Raw genomic sequence first — 17,548 nt, forward strand, 5'->3', positions numbered from 1 at the left:
CACTCGCCGATGGGTTACACGACGCCCGGGACCTGCCGAAGCCGGATATCCCGTGGTAATGCGTCGTTCCACCCATCCTACGACGCGGCCGGAAGCAAAGCCTCCCTCAAGCACGCTATCTGAGTTACAGGTTACGTGTAACTCGTAACCCGCAACCCGTAACCCGTAACCCGTAACGCGTAACGCGTAACGCGACCCTACCCCACCCAGACGCGGGCGTTGCGGAACATCCGCATCCAGGCTCCGTCTTCCTGCCACTCGTCCGGCGCCCAGGAGTTCTGCACCGCGCGGAATACCCGCTCGGGGTGCGGCATCATGATGGTGACACGGCCGTCCGGCGTCGTGACACCGGTGATACCGACCGGCGAGCCGTTCGGGTTGGCCGGATAGCGTTCGGTGGTCTGACCGCGGTTATCGACATAGCGCAGCGAGACGTTGCCGGCGCCCTGCAGACCGATCAGATGCGACTCGTCACGGAACTCGGCACGTCCCTCGCCGTGGGCGATGGCGATCGGCATGCGCGAGCCTTCCATGCCCTGCAGCAGAATGGACGCACTGCGCTGCACTTCGACCATCGCCACACGGGCTTCGAACTGCTCGGACATATTGCGCACGAAGTGCGGCCAGAGCTCAGCCCCGGGGATCAGCTCGTGCAGGTTCGACAGCATCTGGCAGCCGTTGCAGACGCCCAGCGAGAAGGTGTCGTCACGGTTGAAGAAGGCCTCGAACTGCTCGCGCGCACGGGCGTTGAACAGGATCGACTTGGCCCAGCCCTCGCCGGCGCCGAGAACGTCGCCGTAGGAGAAGCCGCCGCAGGCGACCAGCCCCTTGAACTCCTCCAGGGCGCGACGACCGCTGATAATATCGCTCATGTGCACATCGACGGCGGCAAAGCCCGCGCGCTCGAAAGCCGCGGCCATCTCGACCTGACCGTTGACACCCTGCTCGCGCAGCACCGCGATGCGCGGACGGCTGCCGGTATTGATGAACGGCGCCGCGACGTCTTCGTTGATATCGAAGGTCAGCTCGGCGCCCAGACCCGGATCCTCGGCATCCAGCAGTGCGTCGAATTCCTGCTGCGCGCATTCGGAGTTGTCGCGCAGCGCCTGGATACGGTACGAGGTTTCCGCCCAGCAGCGCTGCAGCTCGACACGGGAAGCGCTGTAGACCTCCTCGTCATCGAAGTAGATGCACAGCTGATCGTCCGGATTCAGGGTACCGACCACCTTGGCGATCTCGCCAAGGCCCGCGGCGTTGAGCTCGGTCAGGACCTGCTCGGTGTCCGCACGGCGCACCTGCACGACCGCGCCCAGCTCCTCGGCGAACAGCGCCGCCAGCAACTCGGTCTCGTCGCCGGCCAGCAGATCGAGGTTGACGTCGACACCGGTATGGCCGGCGAACGCCATTTCCGCCAGGGTTGCCAGCAGACCACCGTCGGAGCGGTCGTGATAGGCCAGCAGCAGCCCCTGTTCGTTGAGCTCCTGAACGGCGGCGAAGAAGGCGGCCAGCTGTCCGGCGTCATCCACGTCCGGCACGCCCTGGCCGACTTCATTGTAAACCTGCGCCAGCGCCGACAGACCCAGACGGTTCTGGCCGTTACCCAGATCCAGCAGGATCAGGTCGGTTTCGCCCTTGTCGGTACGCAGCTGCGGCGTCAGCGTCTTGCGCGCGTCCAGCACCGGCGCGAAACCGGTGATGATCAGCGACAGCGGCGCGGTGACGCTCTTCTGCTCGCCCTCGTCCTCCCAGACGGTGCGCATCGACATCGAATCCTTGCCCACCGGCACGGTGATGCCCAGTTCCGGGCACAGCTCCATACCCACGGCACGCACGGTGTCGTAGAGCTTTTCGTCCTCACCCGGATGGCCGGCAGCGCACATCCAGTTGGCCGACAGCTTGATATCGGAGATATCGCCGATACGGGCGGCCGCCAGGTTGGTCAGGGTCTCGCCGATCGACATGCGTCCCGAAGCCGGCGCATCGATCAGGGCCAGCGGCGTGCGCTCGCCCATCGCCATGGCTTCGCCCGCACAGGTGTCGTAGGCGGCGGTGGTGACGGCGCAGTCGGCCACCGGCACCTGCCAGGGGCCGACCATCTGGTCGCGCGCGACCTGGCCGGTAATGCTGCGATCGCCGATGGTAATCAGGAAGCTCTTGGACGCGACCGCCGGCAGACGCAGCACGCGCTCGACGGCATCCGCCAGTTCGATGCGGGTGGTGTCGAAGGCGGGCACCTCGTAGGCCACGCGCTCGACGGAACGGTGCATCTTCGGCGGCTTGCCGAACAGCACGCTCATCGGCAGATCGACCGGCTTGTTCTCGAAGTGACTGTCGCCGAGGGTCAGGTGGTGTTCTTCGGTGGCTTCGCCGACCACCGCGTACGGGCAGCGCTCGCGCTCGCAGATGGCCTCGAAGCGCGCCATATCCTCCGGCTTCACCGCCAGCACGTAGCGCTCCTGGGCTTCGTTGCACCAGATCGCCAGTGGCGTCATGCCCGGCTCGTCGTTGTTGACGTTGCGCAGCTCGAAATCGCCGCCGCGACCGCCATCCTTGACCAGCTCCGGAAAGGCGTTGGACAGACCGCCGGCACCGACGTCGTGGATAAAGGCGATCGGGTTGGTATCGCCCAGCTGCCAGCACTGATCGATGACTTCCTGGCAACGGCGCTCCAGCTCCGGGTTGTCGCGCTGGACGGACGCGAAGTCCAGATCTTCCGACGAAGTGCCGGAGGACATCGACGACGCCGCGCCGCCACCCAGGCCAATCTGCATCGCCGGACCGCCGAGACAGATCAGTTTGGCACCGACCTCGATCTCGCCCTTCTCGACGTGATCGGCACGGATGTTGCCCATGCCACCGGCGATCATGATCGGCTTGTGATAACCGCGGACCTCTTCGCCCGCGGCGCCGTTGACCCGCTGCTCGAAGGTGCGGAAGTAGCCGTTCAGCGCCGGACGGCCGAATTCGTTGTTGAAGGCGGCGCCACCGATCGGGCCCTCGATCATGATGTCCAGTGCCGAGACGATGCGGTCCGGCTTGCCGTAGGCGGACTCCCAGGGCTGTTCGAAGCCGGGAATCTTCAGGTCGGAGACGGTAAAGCCGGTCAGGCCCGCCTTGGGCTTGCCGCCGCGACCGGTGGCGCCCTCGTCACGGATCTCGCCGCCGGAACCGGTCGCGGCACCCGAGTGCGGCGCGATCGCGGTCGGGTGGTTGTGGGTTTCGACCTTCATCAGGATGTGGATATCTTCCTGATGGTAGCCGTATTCGCGGGATTCCGGATTCGGGAAGAAACGCCCCGCCCGGCTGCCGGTGACGACGGCGGCGTTGTCCTTGTACGCCGACAGCACGTTCTCGCCGCCCTGCTCGTAGGTATTCTTGATCATGCCGAACAGGGACTTGTCCTGCTGCACGCCGTCGATATCCCAGCTGGCGTTGAAGATCTTGTGGCGACAGTGCTCGGAGTTGGCCTGGGCGAACATCATCAGCTCGACGTCGGTCGGGTTACGGCCGAGTTCCTCGAAGCTCTTCACCAGGTAGTCGATTTCGTCTTCGGCCAGCGCCAGGCCCAGACGACCGTTGGCCTCGACCAGGGCATCGCGACCGCCCGCCAGGATGTCGACCGTCGACAGCGGCCGCGGCGCCTCCTCGATGAACAGCGCCGACGCCGCATCGACCGAATCCAGCACCGCCTCGACCATGCGGTCGTGCAGCTCGGCGCGCACCAGATCACGCTGCGCTTGATCCAGCGCTGCCGATGCCTGAATATAGTACGCCACACCGCGCTCCAGGCGCTTGACCTCGGCCAGCCCGCAGTTGTGGGCGATGTCGGTGGCTTTCGACGACCAGGGCGAAATGGTCCCGGGCCGCGGTACGACCAGCATCAGCTCACCTTCCGGCGCACCGCTTTCGGCTTTGGGGCCGTAGCGCAGGATTCGGTCCAGCACTTCCTGCTGGGCTGCGGTCAGGTCCTGCTTGAGGTCCGCAAAGTGCACGTACTCGCCGTACAGCGCAGTGATTGCCGGAACCTTGGATTGCAGGGAGGACAGCAGCTTGTCGTGACGGAATGCAGAAAGAGCAGGCGCTCCACGCAGTACGAGCATGTCGATCTCGAGCCTCTTTGAAAGTGAGTCTGGACGTACAGGAATGACAAAACAAAAACAGGCTCCGAATTTTACCCGAAAGCGGCTGCCGTATACCAGAAAAGCCCGACAATGATGCTGAAAGTGCACCGCCGTAAACATACCCTCGCCCTGCTGTGCGCGCTGGTGCTGCTGAGCCTGCCTGCGCTGGTGAGCTACAACAGCCAGAACCGGCTCGAGATGATCCAGGAACGCGGCGTGCTGCGACTGGCCACCTTCAACACGCCCTCGGACTACTTTCTCGACAAGGGCGAGCCCGCCGGCTTCGAGTACGAACTGGTGCAGGCTTTCGCCCGCGATATCGGCGTGCGCGTCGAACTGCACCTGGCCCGCAGCCCCGAAGAGCTGATCCGCCTGGTACAGCAGCGCGACGTTCATCTCGCCGCGGCGGGGCTCACGGTAACGCCCGAGCGGCAGCAGCGCGTCGCGTTCGGCCCGAGCTACCTCGAAAGTGCAACCGCCGTCATCTACCGCGAGATCCGCGGCCGCAAGCCGCCCAAGGGCATCGAGGACCTGGTGGGCAAACGTATCCTGGTCGCCGCCGGCAGCCGCTACGGCGAGTTGTTGCAAGCCTTTCAGCAGGAGTATCCGGATCTGCACTGGGAGGAGACCGACCAGCTCGGTATCAGCGACCTGCTGTCGATGGTGGACGATGACGAAATCGACTACACCCTGGTCGACAGCATCCGCTTCGACGGTCAGTACGCTTTCTATCCCGGGGTGAAAAAAGCCTTCGAGGTGGAAGCGCCGCAGCCGCTGGCATGGATGATCGCGCGCCGGCAGGACGACGCCCTGGCCCAGGCGCTGGAGACCTTTTTCACCAAGCCCGAAACCCAGTCGCTGATCGCCGAGCTGAAAGCGCGTTACTTCCAGCGCCGCAACAGTCTCAACTACTTTGACACCCTGACCTTCAAGCGCGACCTGCGCGAGCGCTTCCCGCGCTACGAGCAGTATTTCTACATCGCCGAGCAGGAAACCGATATCGACTGGAACCTGCTCGCCTCGGTCGCCTATCAGGAATCCCACTGGGACCCCGGTGCGGTGTCACCTACCGGCGTGCGAGGGATCATGATGCTGACCCATGCCGCCGCCTCGGAAGTCGGCGTCGATGACCGCACCGACCCCGTTCAGAGCATCATCGGCGGCGCCCACTACCTGGTCAGCGTCAAGAAGAAGATCCCGGACCGCATACCGGAGCCCGACCATACCTGGTTTGCGCTGGCCGGCTACAACGTCGGCTTCGGCCACCTGGAGGACGCCCGCGTTCTCACCCAGCGCGGCGGCAAGAATCCCGACCGCTGGAACGACGTGCGCGAGTTCCTGCCGCTGCTGACCAAGGAGAAGTACTACAGCACCGTCAAACTCGGTTACGCCCGCGGCTACGAGCCGGTGCAGTACGTCGCCAACATTCAGAAGTACATCAAGCTTTTGCAGTGGGAAAAGCGGCTGGACCGCATCCGCCACAACCGCGAAAGCGACGCCTCCGGAGCAACGCCCGTACCGGAAATCCCGCTGAGCGAAACCCTGCCGCCGGCGCTATAGCAAGCTCTGCCCTTGCCCGCTCAGCAAGTCGCCAAGGGGATTGGTGGGGCAAGGGCAGAGCTAGCCACCGTCGCGCGCGCGCTTCAGCGCTTTCTGCTGCGCCCGGCGACGGCGAAAGAAGGCGCTGATGCGCTCGCTGCAGCGCTCGGCCTCGATACCGCCCGTTACCTCGACCCGGTGATTCATCCAGCTTTGCTGCAACAGTTGCCCGTTGCTCGCCACGGCGCCGGACTTGGGCTCGCTGGCGCCGTAGACCAGACGCCGGATGCGGGCATGCACGATTGCCCCGGAGCACATGGTGCAGGGTTCGATGGTGACGTACAGGTCCGCCCCCACCAGCCGGTAGTTGGCCACCGTCGCCGCGGCATCGCGCAGCGCCATGATCTCGGCGTGAGCCGTCGGGTCCTGACCGCTGATCGGGTGATTCCAGCCGCGGCCGATCACCCGCCCGTCCAGCACCACGATAGCGCCCACCGGCACCTCGTCCGCCGCCTCGGCGTGATCGGCCATGGACAGCGCCTCGCGCATCCAGTAGCGATCCTGCAGCAGCTGTTGCTCGATTGTCATGGGCAGCTCCCTTCAGCCGCCACAGCGGGGAAGACGCCATCTCCTGACCGAAAACCGCCAACGGAAAACATGCAAAGATTCACAGTGTACATAGTGGGCAATAAAAAGGTTCATCGCGCTTTAGCGGAAACACGTAAATCGTAGGATGGGTGGAGCGACGCATCGGTACGGCGTATCCGTCACTGATGCGACCAGGGCCTCGCGCAACCCACCTTGGGCGTCGGTTCGGCACGAAACTTGTAGCCGCCCCCTTGATGGGTTCCCTGATATTTGCTCCTGCAATATCAGGATTCCCACAGTCCCTGGTAGTTGCGCCGCGTCAGCCTCACGGAAAGCGTTAAGCAGGGCGCCAGTGCGGCTCCACCCATCCTACCTTTGGCACCTGGTTTCAAACTAATGTGCGAAGAAACATTAAAAAAGGCAGCTACAGCGACCTATCTTAACCCGGTAAAGGTACACCGGGGTAATTCAGTCACCATAGCTGCCTGGCAGGAGCAGCCTGAGCAGCGACAACGTCGCAGCCAGGGAACCTGCGAACAAGTCCCATTTGGTCTCTGCGGGCCCTGAAGCGTGCAGCTGCAAGGCGCAGTGTGCAGGGAATACCCTAAAGGGCACTTTGGCCGTAGTCCTTTTCAAGCGCTGCAACACAGCAGATGCATGCTTCAGGGCCCGCCCTTCGGGGCTTGCAGCGCGAACCGGACTCTTTGTTGCCGCTTCTCGACAGGCCACCAGCATGCCTTCGAAACGGCGCCTCGATTCCGGATCGCGCTGTAAGCCAGAGCCTCATTGGGACTTATTCGCAAGTTCCCTAGCCTTACTTCTCGTCTTTCAGCGCTTCGTTACGCCAGTCCACGTTGCCGGAGTGGGTCACCGCGCCCCTGGTGGCAGGTCCGACGCAGGCAACGTACTTCTGCGCGTAGCCGGCAGCCGCGATATAGGCCTTGCCGCTGCGATCGGATTCCTTGAACGCCGCCCGGCGCGCCGCCAGGACATCGTCCGCCACCTCGAGGTTGAGGGCCTTGCCTTCTACATCGACGGTGATGGTATCACCCTCCTCGACCAGCGCAATCAGGCCGCCCTTGGCGGCTTCAGGCGTCACGTAACCCACGCAGAGGCCGCGCGAGGCACCGGAGAAGCGGCCATCGGTCACCAGCGCGGTGGACTCGCCCTTGCCCATGCCGTACAGCAGCGCGGTCACGGTCACCAGCTCGCGCATGCCCGGGCCGCCGACGGGGCCTTCGTTGCGCACGACGATGACATCGCCATCCTGGATCTCGTTGGCCAGCACGCTCTGCAGGCAGTGCTCCTCGGACTCGAACACCCGTGCGGGGCCCGTGAAACGCGTCACTTCAAGGCCCGCATTCTTGATCACGGCACCGTCCGGCGCCAGATTGCCCTTGAGCACGCTCAGACCACCGCCCTGGGTCCGCGGCTCGGTGATCGGCATGACGATCTTGCCGTCCGCGTCCGGCGCATCGGCCAGCGCTTCGGCCAGGGTAGTGCCGGTGCTGGTCAGGCAGTCTCCGTGCAGGTAGCCGCCGTCCAGCAGCTGCTTGAGAATCACCGGCACACCGCCGATCTCATGCAGATCCGCGTACAGGTACGGGCCCGACGGGCTCAGGTGGGTGATCAGCGGCGTGCGCTCGAACACCGCCGCAACGTCGTCGATGGTGAACTCGATCCCGGCTTCGTTGGCGATCGCCGGAATGTGCAATGCGGCGTTGGTCGAACCGCCGGTGGCCGCCACCGCGGCACAGGCGTTTTCCAGGCTCTTGCGGGTGACGAGGTCACGCGGCAGCGGGAAGTTCGCCTCGACCGTTTTCATCAGCTGGCGTCCGGCCTGGCGCGCCATTGCGCGGCGCTGGGAGTAGACCGACGGAATGGTGCTCGAGCCCAGCGGCGCGAAACCGAAGACTTCGGCGACCATGCCCATGGTATTGGCGGTAAACTGGCCGGCGCAGCAGCCGGAGGCTGGCCAGGCCGCGCGGGATACGGCTTCGAGCTCTTCCAGGGTGCTCTGCTTGGCGATCAGCTTGCCGGTGTATTCACCCACCGTCTTGACCTCGGCGGGCTTGCCCTTGAAGCGGCCGGGCAGCGCCGGACCACCGTTGAGGAAAGCGCCTGGCACGTTAAGGCGCGTCAGCGCCATCATCATGCCGGGGAAGTTCTTGTCGCAGGCACCGATGCACAGCAGGCCATCGTACTGGTGCCCGCGCATCACGATCTCGATACTGTCGGCGATCGCCTCACGCGACATCAGGGAAAAATGCATGCCGGTGTGGCCGTTGACCAGGCCGTCGGAGACCGAAATGGTGGTGAATTCGCGCGGCGTGCCGCCTTCGCGGTAGATCCCGCGTCGCGCCTCTTCCGACACTTCCGCCAGGCGGATGTTGCAGGGGCTCATCTCGCCGTGGCTCGATACCACGCCGACGAACGGCTGGCTGATATCCTCGTCATCCAGTCCCATGCCACGCAGCATGGCGCGGGCCGCCGCCTTGACGGGGCCGGTTTTCATCACTTCGGAACGGTAGGGACGCTTCGCGGCGCCTTTGTTATCGTTTGACATTGTTTCTCTCCAGTGGGGTGAGGCACCAAAAAAAAGGTCCAGCACTACGGAAGGACCTTTTGTCGGTTTCAACTGTTCATCGTTGCAGAGGATTCATGGCAGTTGCCGGCAGAACCTAGTTCTGCTCGGCAACATGCCCGTTCTCGGCATTACGCTTGAGCAACTCATCACGCCAGTCATGACTGCGCTGGATGATGTACTGGTGGATCTTTTCCACCTGCTCCACGCTCAGAATGGACCCGAACGGCGGCATACCCTTGTCAGAACGCAGACCATAGACGATGGGCAGAAACTGCTCGTGCGTCTCCGGTGTGATGTAACGCAGGTCGGGAATGATATCCGCGCTGAGCGCCGACAGGCCGTGACAGACGCCGCAGTGGTTGGCGAAGAGCTCCTTGCCTTCGGCCAGTGTCGCGGCATCGGCGGTCACCGGCGGCGGCGACGGCAGCTCGAGCTTGCGACGCTTGACCGGCGGCATTTCCGCGTCGCCACCGAGCTTGAACACGTAGAGGCGCGAGTCCGGCACCACTCCGGTACGATAGGCCAGTGCGCCGAAGGTGATCGGGAAGGCACCACCCCAACCGGCGTTGAACGCCACGTACTGCTCACCGTCTACCTCGTAGGTGATCGGTCCTGCCACCACGCCGGTCGAAACCGGCTGCTCCCACAGCTTCTTGCCGGTGTCGGCGGTGTACGCCACCACACGACCGTCGGCGGTGCCCTGGAATACCAGGTTACCGGCCGTGCTCAGGGTGCCGCCGTTGTGGACATGCTCATAAGGCACCGTCCAGCGGGCTTCCTGCTTCACCGGGTCCCAGGCCACCAGGTTGCCGCGGTATATCTGCGCCAGGGCGTCGATATCCTTCAGCGTCTCCGGCACGTGCGGGATATGCATACCGAGATTGGGAACACCGGGCCTCGGCGCCTTGGCCTCGTCTTCCGTCAGCGGCGAGAAGTACTCCATCGTCACCTGCTGCGGAATGTAGACCAGGCCGGTATTCGGGTTATAGCTCATCGGCGGCCAGTTATGGGCGCCCTGAGATCCCGGGAAGATAGTCTTCGGCTCATTGTTGGTCCAGTAGTCCGCCGCCTCGTAGTCCACGATCGGGCGACCGGTTTCCGGATCGATACCCTTGGCCCAGGTCACGTGACCGTACTTCTCGGCGGAGATGAACTCGCCGGTGGCGGCATCCAGCACGTAGAAGAAGCCGTTCTTCGGCGCCTGCATCACGACCCGGCGCTCTTCGCCGTCGATCTCGAGCGTGGTGACGATAATGTGCTGCGTCGCGGTATAGTCCCAGGCCTCACCCGGCGTGGTCTGATAGTGCCAGACGTACTCGCCGGTCTTCGGGCGGATCGCCACGATGGACGACAGGAACAGGTTATCGCCGCGAGCCTCGGAGCGCAGCTTGTAGTTCCAGAAAGAACCGTTGCCGACGCCGATGTAGAACAGATCGAGATCCGCATCATAGGCCATGGAGTCCCAGGATGTACCGCCACCGCCCTGCTTCCAGTACTGATCGCCGAACCAGGTCTTGCGGATCATGGTGATGGTATCGGTTTCGTCACCGAGGGCGGGGTCGCCCGGAACGGTGAAGAAACGCCAGGCCTGCTTGCCGGTCTCGGCATCGTAGCCGGTCACATATCCGCGCACACCGAACTCGGCGCCACCGTTACCGATAATCACCGTGCCATTGGCCACGCGCGGCGCGCCGGAAATGGTGTAGTTGCGATCCGGATCGATCTTGGTGTTGACGGACCAGGCCAGCTCGCCGGTCTTGGCATCGAGCGCTTCGAGGCGGCCGTCGTATACACCGACGTACACCTTGTCGCCCCAGACCGCCACACCACGGTTGGCGGCATCGCAGCAGCCGCGGGCCTGATAGCCGCGCCAGACTTCCGGGTCGTACTTCCACAGCAGCTCGCCGGTCTTGGCGTCGAGCGCGAAGACCATGCTGTAGGCACCGGTGGTGTACATCACACCATCGACCACCACAGGCGTGGCTTGCACGACCCGGTCCAGCGGGTACTTGAAATTCCACGCCAGCCCCAGATCACCGACGTTATCGTCGGTGATCTGCTGCAGTGCCGAATAGCGGTCCTCGCCATAGTTGCGGCCGGTTCCCATCCAGTTACCCGGTTCGGAGTCGGCCGCCGCCATGCGCTCGGCGGTTACCGGCGCCGCCAAAGCGGCGGGCGCACAGCAGGCCAGCACAAGCGCAGGCAGAAGCTTTTTATAATTCATATTCAGACACTCTCGTTATCGTGCTGAATCACTGAGCCGGGTTGTCACCAAGGACAGCCTTGACTTCCAGGAATTCCTCAAAGCCGTGCAGGCCCCACTCACGACCGATACCGGACTGCTTGTAACCGCCGAACGGAGCGGCCGGATCAGGACCTGCGCCGTTGAGGTGAACGTTACCGGTGCGCATACGACGGGCCACCCTGCGGGCACGCTCGATATCGCCGGAAGTCACGTATCCGGACAGACCGAACGGGGTATCGTTGGCGATGCTGATCGCGTCGGCTTCGTCCTTGTACGGGATAACACAGAGAACCGGACCAAAAACTTCTTCGCGCGCGATGGTCGCCTGGTTGTCGCAGGTCAGGATCGTCGGCTTGGTGAAGTAGCCACGCTCGATCCCTTCCGGCAGCCCCGGACCACCGCAGACCAGCTTGGCGCCTTCTTCGATACCGTCCTTGATCATGCCCTGAACCTTGGCGAAGTGCGGTGCACTGGCCAGCGGTCCCATGGTGGTCGCGGCATCCATCGGATCGCCGACCACGATGGCGGCAGCGGCCTTGGCGGCGATGGCTTCGACTTCTTCCAGGCGATCGGCCGGCACCAGCAGACGGGACGGTGCGTTGCAGCTCTGGCCGGAGTTGCGCATCATGGTTTCAACGGCGTTGGTGATGGCCGATTCGAAGTCGGCATCGTCCAGGATGATGTTGGCGGACTTGCCACCCAGCTCCAGTGCCAGACGCTTGACGGTATCGGCCGCAGCCTTGGAAATCATCTGCCCGGCACGGGTGGAACCGGTGAAGGACACGATATCGATATCCGGATGCGAGGTCAGCGGCGCGCCGACGCCCGGACCGTCACCGTTGACGAGGTTGAAGACACCCGCCGGAACACCGGCTTCGTGCAGCACTTCAGCCATGATGTAGGCATCGAACGGCGCGACTTCGCTGGGCTTGAGCACCATGGTGCAGCCCGCAGCCAGGGCCGGAGCCACCTTGCAGGCAACCTGGTTGGCAGGCCAGTTCCACGGCGTGATCAGGGCGCAGACGCCGGCGGCCTCGTGAACGATGGTAGTAGTACCCTGCTGCGTTTCGAACTCGTAGTTCTTCAGCACTTCCAGGGTGGTCATGAAGTGCATCAGCGGAGCCGCCGACTGCAGCGGCTTGGACACGCTTTCCAGCGGTGCGCCCATCTCTTCGGTGATCGCGAGTGCCATTTCGCCCATGCGGGTCTGATAAACGGCGATGATCTTCTCGAGAACCGCGATACGTTCTTCGCGGGTGGTCTGGGACCAGCTGTCGAAAGCGCGACGCGCAGCGGCTACAGCCAGCTCGACATCTTCGGAAGCGCCCAGAGAAATGACGCCGGCCACTTCTTCGGTAGCGGGGTTGATAACATCAAAGTCGGCTGCTTTGACGGGGTCGACCCACTGGCCGTCGATGTAGAATTTGCGGTAATCACGCATGGCTATGATGCTCCGTTGATCCCGATGGCTGCCGGGGCACCGTCGCCCCAGGATCTACCACCTGGAATGTTATTGTTGATCGGGTGTATCCAAGACTAGACCAGAAGACGACCCTCAACCGCCTGTTGCCGGATTTGCACAGCAACATCCCAAAGCCGCTAACTGACAGGCCATTGCCCGACTCGGGGGTCTTTGGCAGGCCAGCGGAGGCAACTTTATCTGCACGCTAAAACGGGCGGTCGTCCAGAAGCCCTAATCGAGGGACCATGCTAAGTGCGGCGGGCACCTCATTCTTGACGAATTATGCCGAGAAATTGACATTTCACGCGCGCGGAATTTTCAGAGCCGGTCCCGTCGCACGGTTACAGCATTCAAAGCTCAGCCAGGCGGAGTCCGCGTCCGCTAGTTTTTTTACTCTATTTTTTTGCCATAGGCTGCAACCTTTTCGCCGGCCCTGAAACAAACTTTATCGTAGCGGTTGTTCTTCGTAGCGCAGCGTGCAATGGCGCCCGACCGCGGTGCGCTCGCACCTGTCCGGCCGGCCCAGATCCGCCATTGCAGACACAAGAACTGCACGTGTTGAGCAACGACGACTTAGAGAGCTGAAAGCATGAGCAACAACGCCTATATCGAACTCCATACCAATGACGATGTGCTGATTGCGCGCAGGGACGTCGCCAGCGGAAGCGAACTGCCGGACGGTACTCTGACCCGCGCCGACATTCCGTCGGGTCACAAGGTCGCACGCCGCGCCATCGCGAAGGGCGCTCCCGTACACCGCTACAACCAGGTGATCGGCTACGCCAGTGCAGACATCCAGCCCGGCGATCACGTGCACAGCCACAATCTGGAAATGGGTGAGGTGACGCTCGATTACGCTTTCTGCCGCGATGCGAAACCCGTCGCTCCGGATACTGAGCAGCGCACCTTTATGGGCATTCGCCGCGCCGATGGGCGTGTCGCCACGCGCAATTACATTGCCGTTATCTCCAGCGTCAACTGTTCGGCCACAGCGGCCAAGATGATCGGCGAGCACTACCGAAACGCCCTCGCCGACTTCCCCAACGTCGACGGCGTGCTGACGCTGACGCACAAGAGCGGCTGCGGCCTCGACCACCCGCTCGAAGGCATCAACTCGCTCAAGCGCGCGCTCTCCGGTTACGTTCGGCACCCGAACATCGCCCACGCCATCGTGGTCGGCCTCGGCTGCGAGATCGCCAACCTCGGTGATGTGCTGGGCGGCGCACCCGGCGATTCCTATTCCATCCAGACCGAGGGCGGCACCCAGAAGCTGGTCGAGAAAGTGATCGGCCGTATCGACGAGCTGTTGCCCCAGGTAAACGCGGTTCAGCGTGAGCCCGTGCCGCTTTCCGAGCTCAAACTCGCCATGCAGTGCGGTGGCTCGTCGGGCGTTTCCGGCATCAGCTGCAACCCGGCGCTCGGCTACGCCGTCGACCTGCTGGTGCGCCAGGGCGGCACCGCCATCCTGTCCGAAACCACGGAATGCTATGGAGCCGAGCACCTGCTGACCGCGCGCGCCGCCAGCGAGGAAGTGGGCCAGAAGCTGGTCGAGCGCATCAAGTGGTGGGAGAGCTTCTCCGCCAAGAACAATCTGGTTATCAACAACAATCCGTCGCCGGGCAACAAGGCGGGCGGTCTGACGACCATCATCGAGAAGTCCCTGGGCTCCATCGCCAAGGGGGGCACGACCAATCTCAACGAAGTCTACGGCTACGCCGAGCAGGTCGAAGCCGGCAAGGGCCTGGTGTTCATGGACGCCCCGGCCTTCGACCCCGTCGGTGCGACCGCCCAGGTCGCCGGCGGCGCCAATATCATGGTGTTCACCACCGACCGCGGCTCGGCTTTCGGCTGCAAGCCCGCGCCGTCGATCAAGCTGGCAGGCAGCAGCGGACTGTTCAACCGCATGCCGGATGACATGGACATCAACGCCGGCACCATTCTCGACGGCGACGAGTCGGTCGAGGAAGTCGGTCGTCGCATTTTCGAGCGCATCATCGAGGTCGCCTCCGGAGAGCACTCCAAGAGTGAAGCGCTGGGCTACGGTGAAGAAGAGTTCTGCCCCTGGGATATGGGCGTGATTCTCTGATTCTCACACCGTTGCGACAACCCAAACAGGCCACCAGGAGGTGGCCTGTTTGGGTTTACGTCTGTGCTGGCCGAAGATGACCGTCGGGGCTTCGCCGGTCGGTCATGCCAGTTCGTCTTCGCCGACCCGCACCACCAGCTTGCCGAAGTTCTCGCCCTCGAGCAGACCGCGCAGCCCATCGGGCGCATTCTCGAGGCCGTCGATGACCTGCTCCAGATAGTCGATCCTGCCCTCGGCGACCCACCTTGCCATCTGCCCGGCGAACTCGGGGTAGCGATCGCCGTAGTCGTCGAAAATGATGAAGCCCCTGACGGTCATGCGCTTGACCAGTATGGTGCTCATCAGCAGGCTGAGACGATCCGGCCCGTCGGGCAACGCGGTATCGTTATAGTGGGCAATCAGACCACACACCGGCACCCGGGCTCCGGTGTTCAGCAGCGGCAGCACGGCATCGAACACATGCCCCCCGACGTTCTCGTAGTACACATCGATACCGTCCGGGCAGGCCGCGGCCAGTTGCTCGGCGAAGTCCCCGGCGCTGTGATCCAGGGCGACATCGACGCCGAGGGCCTCCAGTCGCCGACGCTTTTCCTCCCCCCCTGCGATCGCCACGACCCGACATCCCTTGATCTTGCCGATCTGCGCCACGGTCGAGCCCACCGGCCCGGTCGCGGCGGCCACCACCAGCGTCTCGCCGGACTTGGGCTTGCCGATGTCCAGCAGCCCCATATAGGCGGTGAACCCCGGCATGCCCAGCACGCCCAGAGCATGGGAGACAGGCGCCATCTCCGGATCGAGCTTGAACAGCATGCTGCCGTCGGACACACCGTAGTCCTGCCAGCCGACGGTATAGCTGAGCACCCAGTCACCTTCGCTGTAGCCCGGATGTTTCGAGCTTACGACGCGGTTGATGGTGCCGCCGACCATCGGCTCGCCGATGGCGACAGGCTCGGCATAGGACTCGGCATCGCTCATGCGACCACGCATATAGGGGTCGAGACTGAGATAGACGGTACGCAGCAGCACCTCACCGTCGATGATTTCCGGTACCGCGCCAACCTTCATCGCGAAATTGTCCGCGCCGGGCGCCCCCACCGGACGCGAGGCCAGAGTCATCTGACGGTTCTCGAGCTTGCTCTGTGACATCGATAAATTCCTCGGGTAATACTGGGAAGTCAGGCGATTCCGGGACGCGCAATCCTGATGGGCGGCCAGCGGCGGCCGGCGACCTCGACGCCACCGAATGCAGCGACATGCTGTTGACAGCGGGCCCAGAAAAAGCAGACTGAGCCGATACTATCGCGCGATCGGCACGACTATCGCAACGGCAATCAACCCGGGACAGGGGCACACGCCCCGGGACTTACCAGGGCGACAGCCTGAATGCCCTGTCCGACACAGTCATCACGGAGTCAAACATGGATACGACCACGAAAGCCCCACAACAGCTGCAAAGCCCCCGCGCCGGCAGTGCGTCCTCGGATGGCTATGTCGGGGTGGCCGACGAGCCGCAGCACTATCATCGCTTCGAAAACGACTTCGTACGTGTCTACGACGTGCGCTTCGCGCCGGGCGAGTCCTCGCTCTACCACCGCCACGACGAGGACACCCTGTATGTAACCGTCCGGGACGCGACGATACATGACCAGACGTATCAGAGCGACGAATGCCAGGTTCACCGGATCCCCGCCGGCCTGTCGCTGTGCCGCCCACACAAGGGTGAACCGCTGATTCACCGGGTACGCAACGACGGCACCGGACCGATGCAGATGATCGGCGCCGAAGTCAAGAAACTGCCGGAGATCGTCGCCGCCGAGCCGCTGCAGGCCCCCTTCCACACCCTGCTGGAAAACCTCTCGGGCGCGCGCCGCCTGAGGCTCTACATGATCAAGCTGGAGCCCGGCGAAACCACGGGGCCCGTGACCTACGGCTTTTCCGGGCTGACGGTATCCATTTCAGACGCCAACGTCGAATTCGCCGACGCGACTGGCGTGCGTCGCGTGATCTCGTTCGCCCCGGGCGCCCATATCTGGCACGATGGCCCGCTTACGCAAACGCTCACCAACAGGGGCGAAACGGCCTTTGTTGCGGTACTCGGCGAGTGGTGCTGACACCCTGTCAGGGTTTGCGCCCTGACCATCAGGACATGATGATACCGCCATCCACCATCATGCACTGGCCGGTGATGTAGTCCGAACCTTCCGAGGCAAGGAAGGAAACGAAGCGGGCCACATCCTGCGGCTGCTCCAGGCGCTTGAGCGCAATCATGTCCTGCGCCTTCTCGAGCATGACACCGCGCTCCGTGCCCAGGACCTCACTGGCACGCCCGTCGATGGTCTCCCACATGCCGGTATCGACGATCCCCGGACAGTAGGCGTTTACAGTAATGCCATGGCCGGCGAATTCGCGGGCCATGACCTGGGTCAGGGCACGCACGCCGAACTTGGATGCGGTATAGGTACCGAGCAGTGGCTGTCCGGTAAAGGAAGCGACGCTGCCGGCGTTGAGGATCTTGCCACCTTCGCCCTGGGCGATCATCTGCTGTGCCGCCGCCTGCGCGCACCAGAGCACACCCTTGACGTTGATGGCGAAAATCCGGTCGAAATCCTTCTCGGTAATGGTCATCACCGGATCGACCTGCACGATACCGGCATTGCATACCATCACATCCAGACGACCCAGTTCCGTCACGGCCCGATCGACCATCGCGAAAACCTGTTCCCGGTTGCTGACATCCGCCGCAACCGCCACCGCGGTGGCGCCGCCCGCCTGCAGTTCCGCCACCGTTGCACGGGCGTTCTCTTCACTGACATCGTTGACGGCGACGGCAAAGCCGTCGCTCGCCAGACGCTGCGCGATAGCCTTGCCGATTCCCATTCCGGCCCCGGTCACCAGGGCTACTTTCTTCATATCGCTCATT

At 63.5% G+C, this 17,548-nt stretch carries 10 protein-coding genes; 3 read left to right on the plus strand and 7 right to left on the minus strand.

Features of this window, described 5'->3' with window-relative positions:
* Nucleotides 1–197: 197 nt before the first annotated feature.
* Entirely contained in the window at nt 198–4,100 is a 3,903-nt protein-coding gene (purL, locus tag IEX85_RS22650; protein ID WP_188862919.1) for a phosphoribosylformylglycinamidine synthase, read from the minus strand.
* A 111-nt stretch (nt 4,101–4,211) separates the two neighbouring features.
* Here purL and mltF point away from each other — a divergent pair, with 111 nt between their 5' ends.
* Nucleotides 4,212–5,681 (plus strand): membrane-bound lytic murein transglycosylase MltF, encoded by a 1,470-nt coding sequence (mltF, locus tag IEX85_RS22655; RefSeq protein WP_188862920.1) that lies wholly within the window; start codon nt 4,212–4,214, stop codon nt 5,679–5,681.
* A 60-nt stretch (nt 5,682–5,741) separates the two neighbouring features.
* Here the strand turns inward: mltF and tadA are convergent, their stop codons facing one another.
* The 4 genes from tadA to IEX85_RS22675 all read right to left on the minus strand — a co-directional run bounded on the left by tadA (nt 5,742) and on the right by IEX85_RS22675 (nt 12,521).
* On the minus strand, nt 5,742–6,248 hold the full coding sequence (gene tadA / locus IEX85_RS22660; protein WP_188862921.1) for a tRNA adenosine(34) deaminase TadA: 507 nt from the start codon (nt 6,246–6,248) through the stop codon (nt 5,742–5,744).
* A gap of 814 nt (nt 6,249–7,062) precedes the next feature.
* Nucleotides 7,063–8,814, minus strand: coding sequence for a dihydroxy-acid dehydratase (locus IEX85_RS22665; RefSeq protein WP_188862922.1), 1,752 nt, complete (start codon nt 8,812–8,814; stop codon nt 7,063–7,065).
* Between the two features lie 115 nt (nt 8,815–8,929).
* On the minus strand, nt 8,930–11,059 hold the full coding sequence (locus IEX85_RS22670; protein ID WP_188862923.1) for a PQQ-dependent dehydrogenase, methanol/ethanol family: 2,130 nt from the start codon (nt 11,057–11,059) through the stop codon (nt 8,930–8,932).
* Between the two features lie 28 nt (nt 11,060–11,087).
* Nucleotides 11,088–12,521, minus strand: coding sequence for an aldehyde dehydrogenase family protein (locus tag IEX85_RS22675; RefSeq protein WP_188862924.1), 1,434 nt, complete (start codon nt 12,519–12,521; stop codon nt 11,088–11,090).
* A gap of 610 nt (nt 12,522–13,131) precedes the next feature.
* On the opposite strand from IEX85_RS22675, the gene IEX85_RS22680 reads away from it, so the two are divergent.
* Nucleotides 13,132–14,628 (plus strand): UxaA family hydrolase, encoded by a 1,497-nt coding sequence (locus IEX85_RS22680; RefSeq protein WP_188862925.1) that lies wholly within the window; start codon nt 13,132–13,134, stop codon nt 14,626–14,628.
* Nucleotides 14,629–14,730: 102 nt separating this feature from the next.
* Here the strand turns inward: IEX85_RS22680 and curA are convergent, their stop codons facing one another.
* Nucleotides 14,731–15,774 (minus strand): NADPH-dependent curcumin/dihydrocurcumin reductase, encoded by a 1,044-nt coding sequence (gene curA, locus IEX85_RS22685; protein ID WP_188862926.1) that lies wholly within the window; start codon nt 15,772–15,774, stop codon nt 14,731–14,733.
* A 272-nt stretch (nt 15,775–16,046) separates the two neighbouring features.
* On the opposite strand from curA, the gene IEX85_RS22690 reads away from it, so the two are divergent.
* Nucleotides 16,047–16,739: a cupin domain-containing protein gene (locus IEX85_RS22690; RefSeq protein ID WP_188862927.1), complete on the plus strand. Its 693-nt coding sequence runs from the start codon at nt 16,047–16,049 to the stop codon at nt 16,737–16,739.
* A gap of 28 nt (nt 16,740–16,767) precedes the next feature.
* On the opposite strand, the gene IEX85_RS22695 is transcribed toward IEX85_RS22690, so the two are convergent.
* Nucleotides 16,768–17,547 carry an acetoin reductase gene (locus IEX85_RS22695; RefSeq protein WP_229722074.1) on the minus strand — a complete coding sequence of 260 codons (780 nt, stop codon included), beginning with the start codon at nt 17,545–17,547 and terminating at the stop codon, nt 16,768–16,770.
* Nucleotide 17,548 lies beyond the last annotated feature (1 nt).

Origin of the sequence: Marinobacterium nitratireducens, from assembly GCF_014645375.1 — a bacterium.
Classification (GTDB): domain Bacteria; phylum Pseudomonadota; class Gammaproteobacteria; order Pseudomonadales; family Balneatricaceae; genus Marinobacterium_A; species Marinobacterium_A nitratireducens.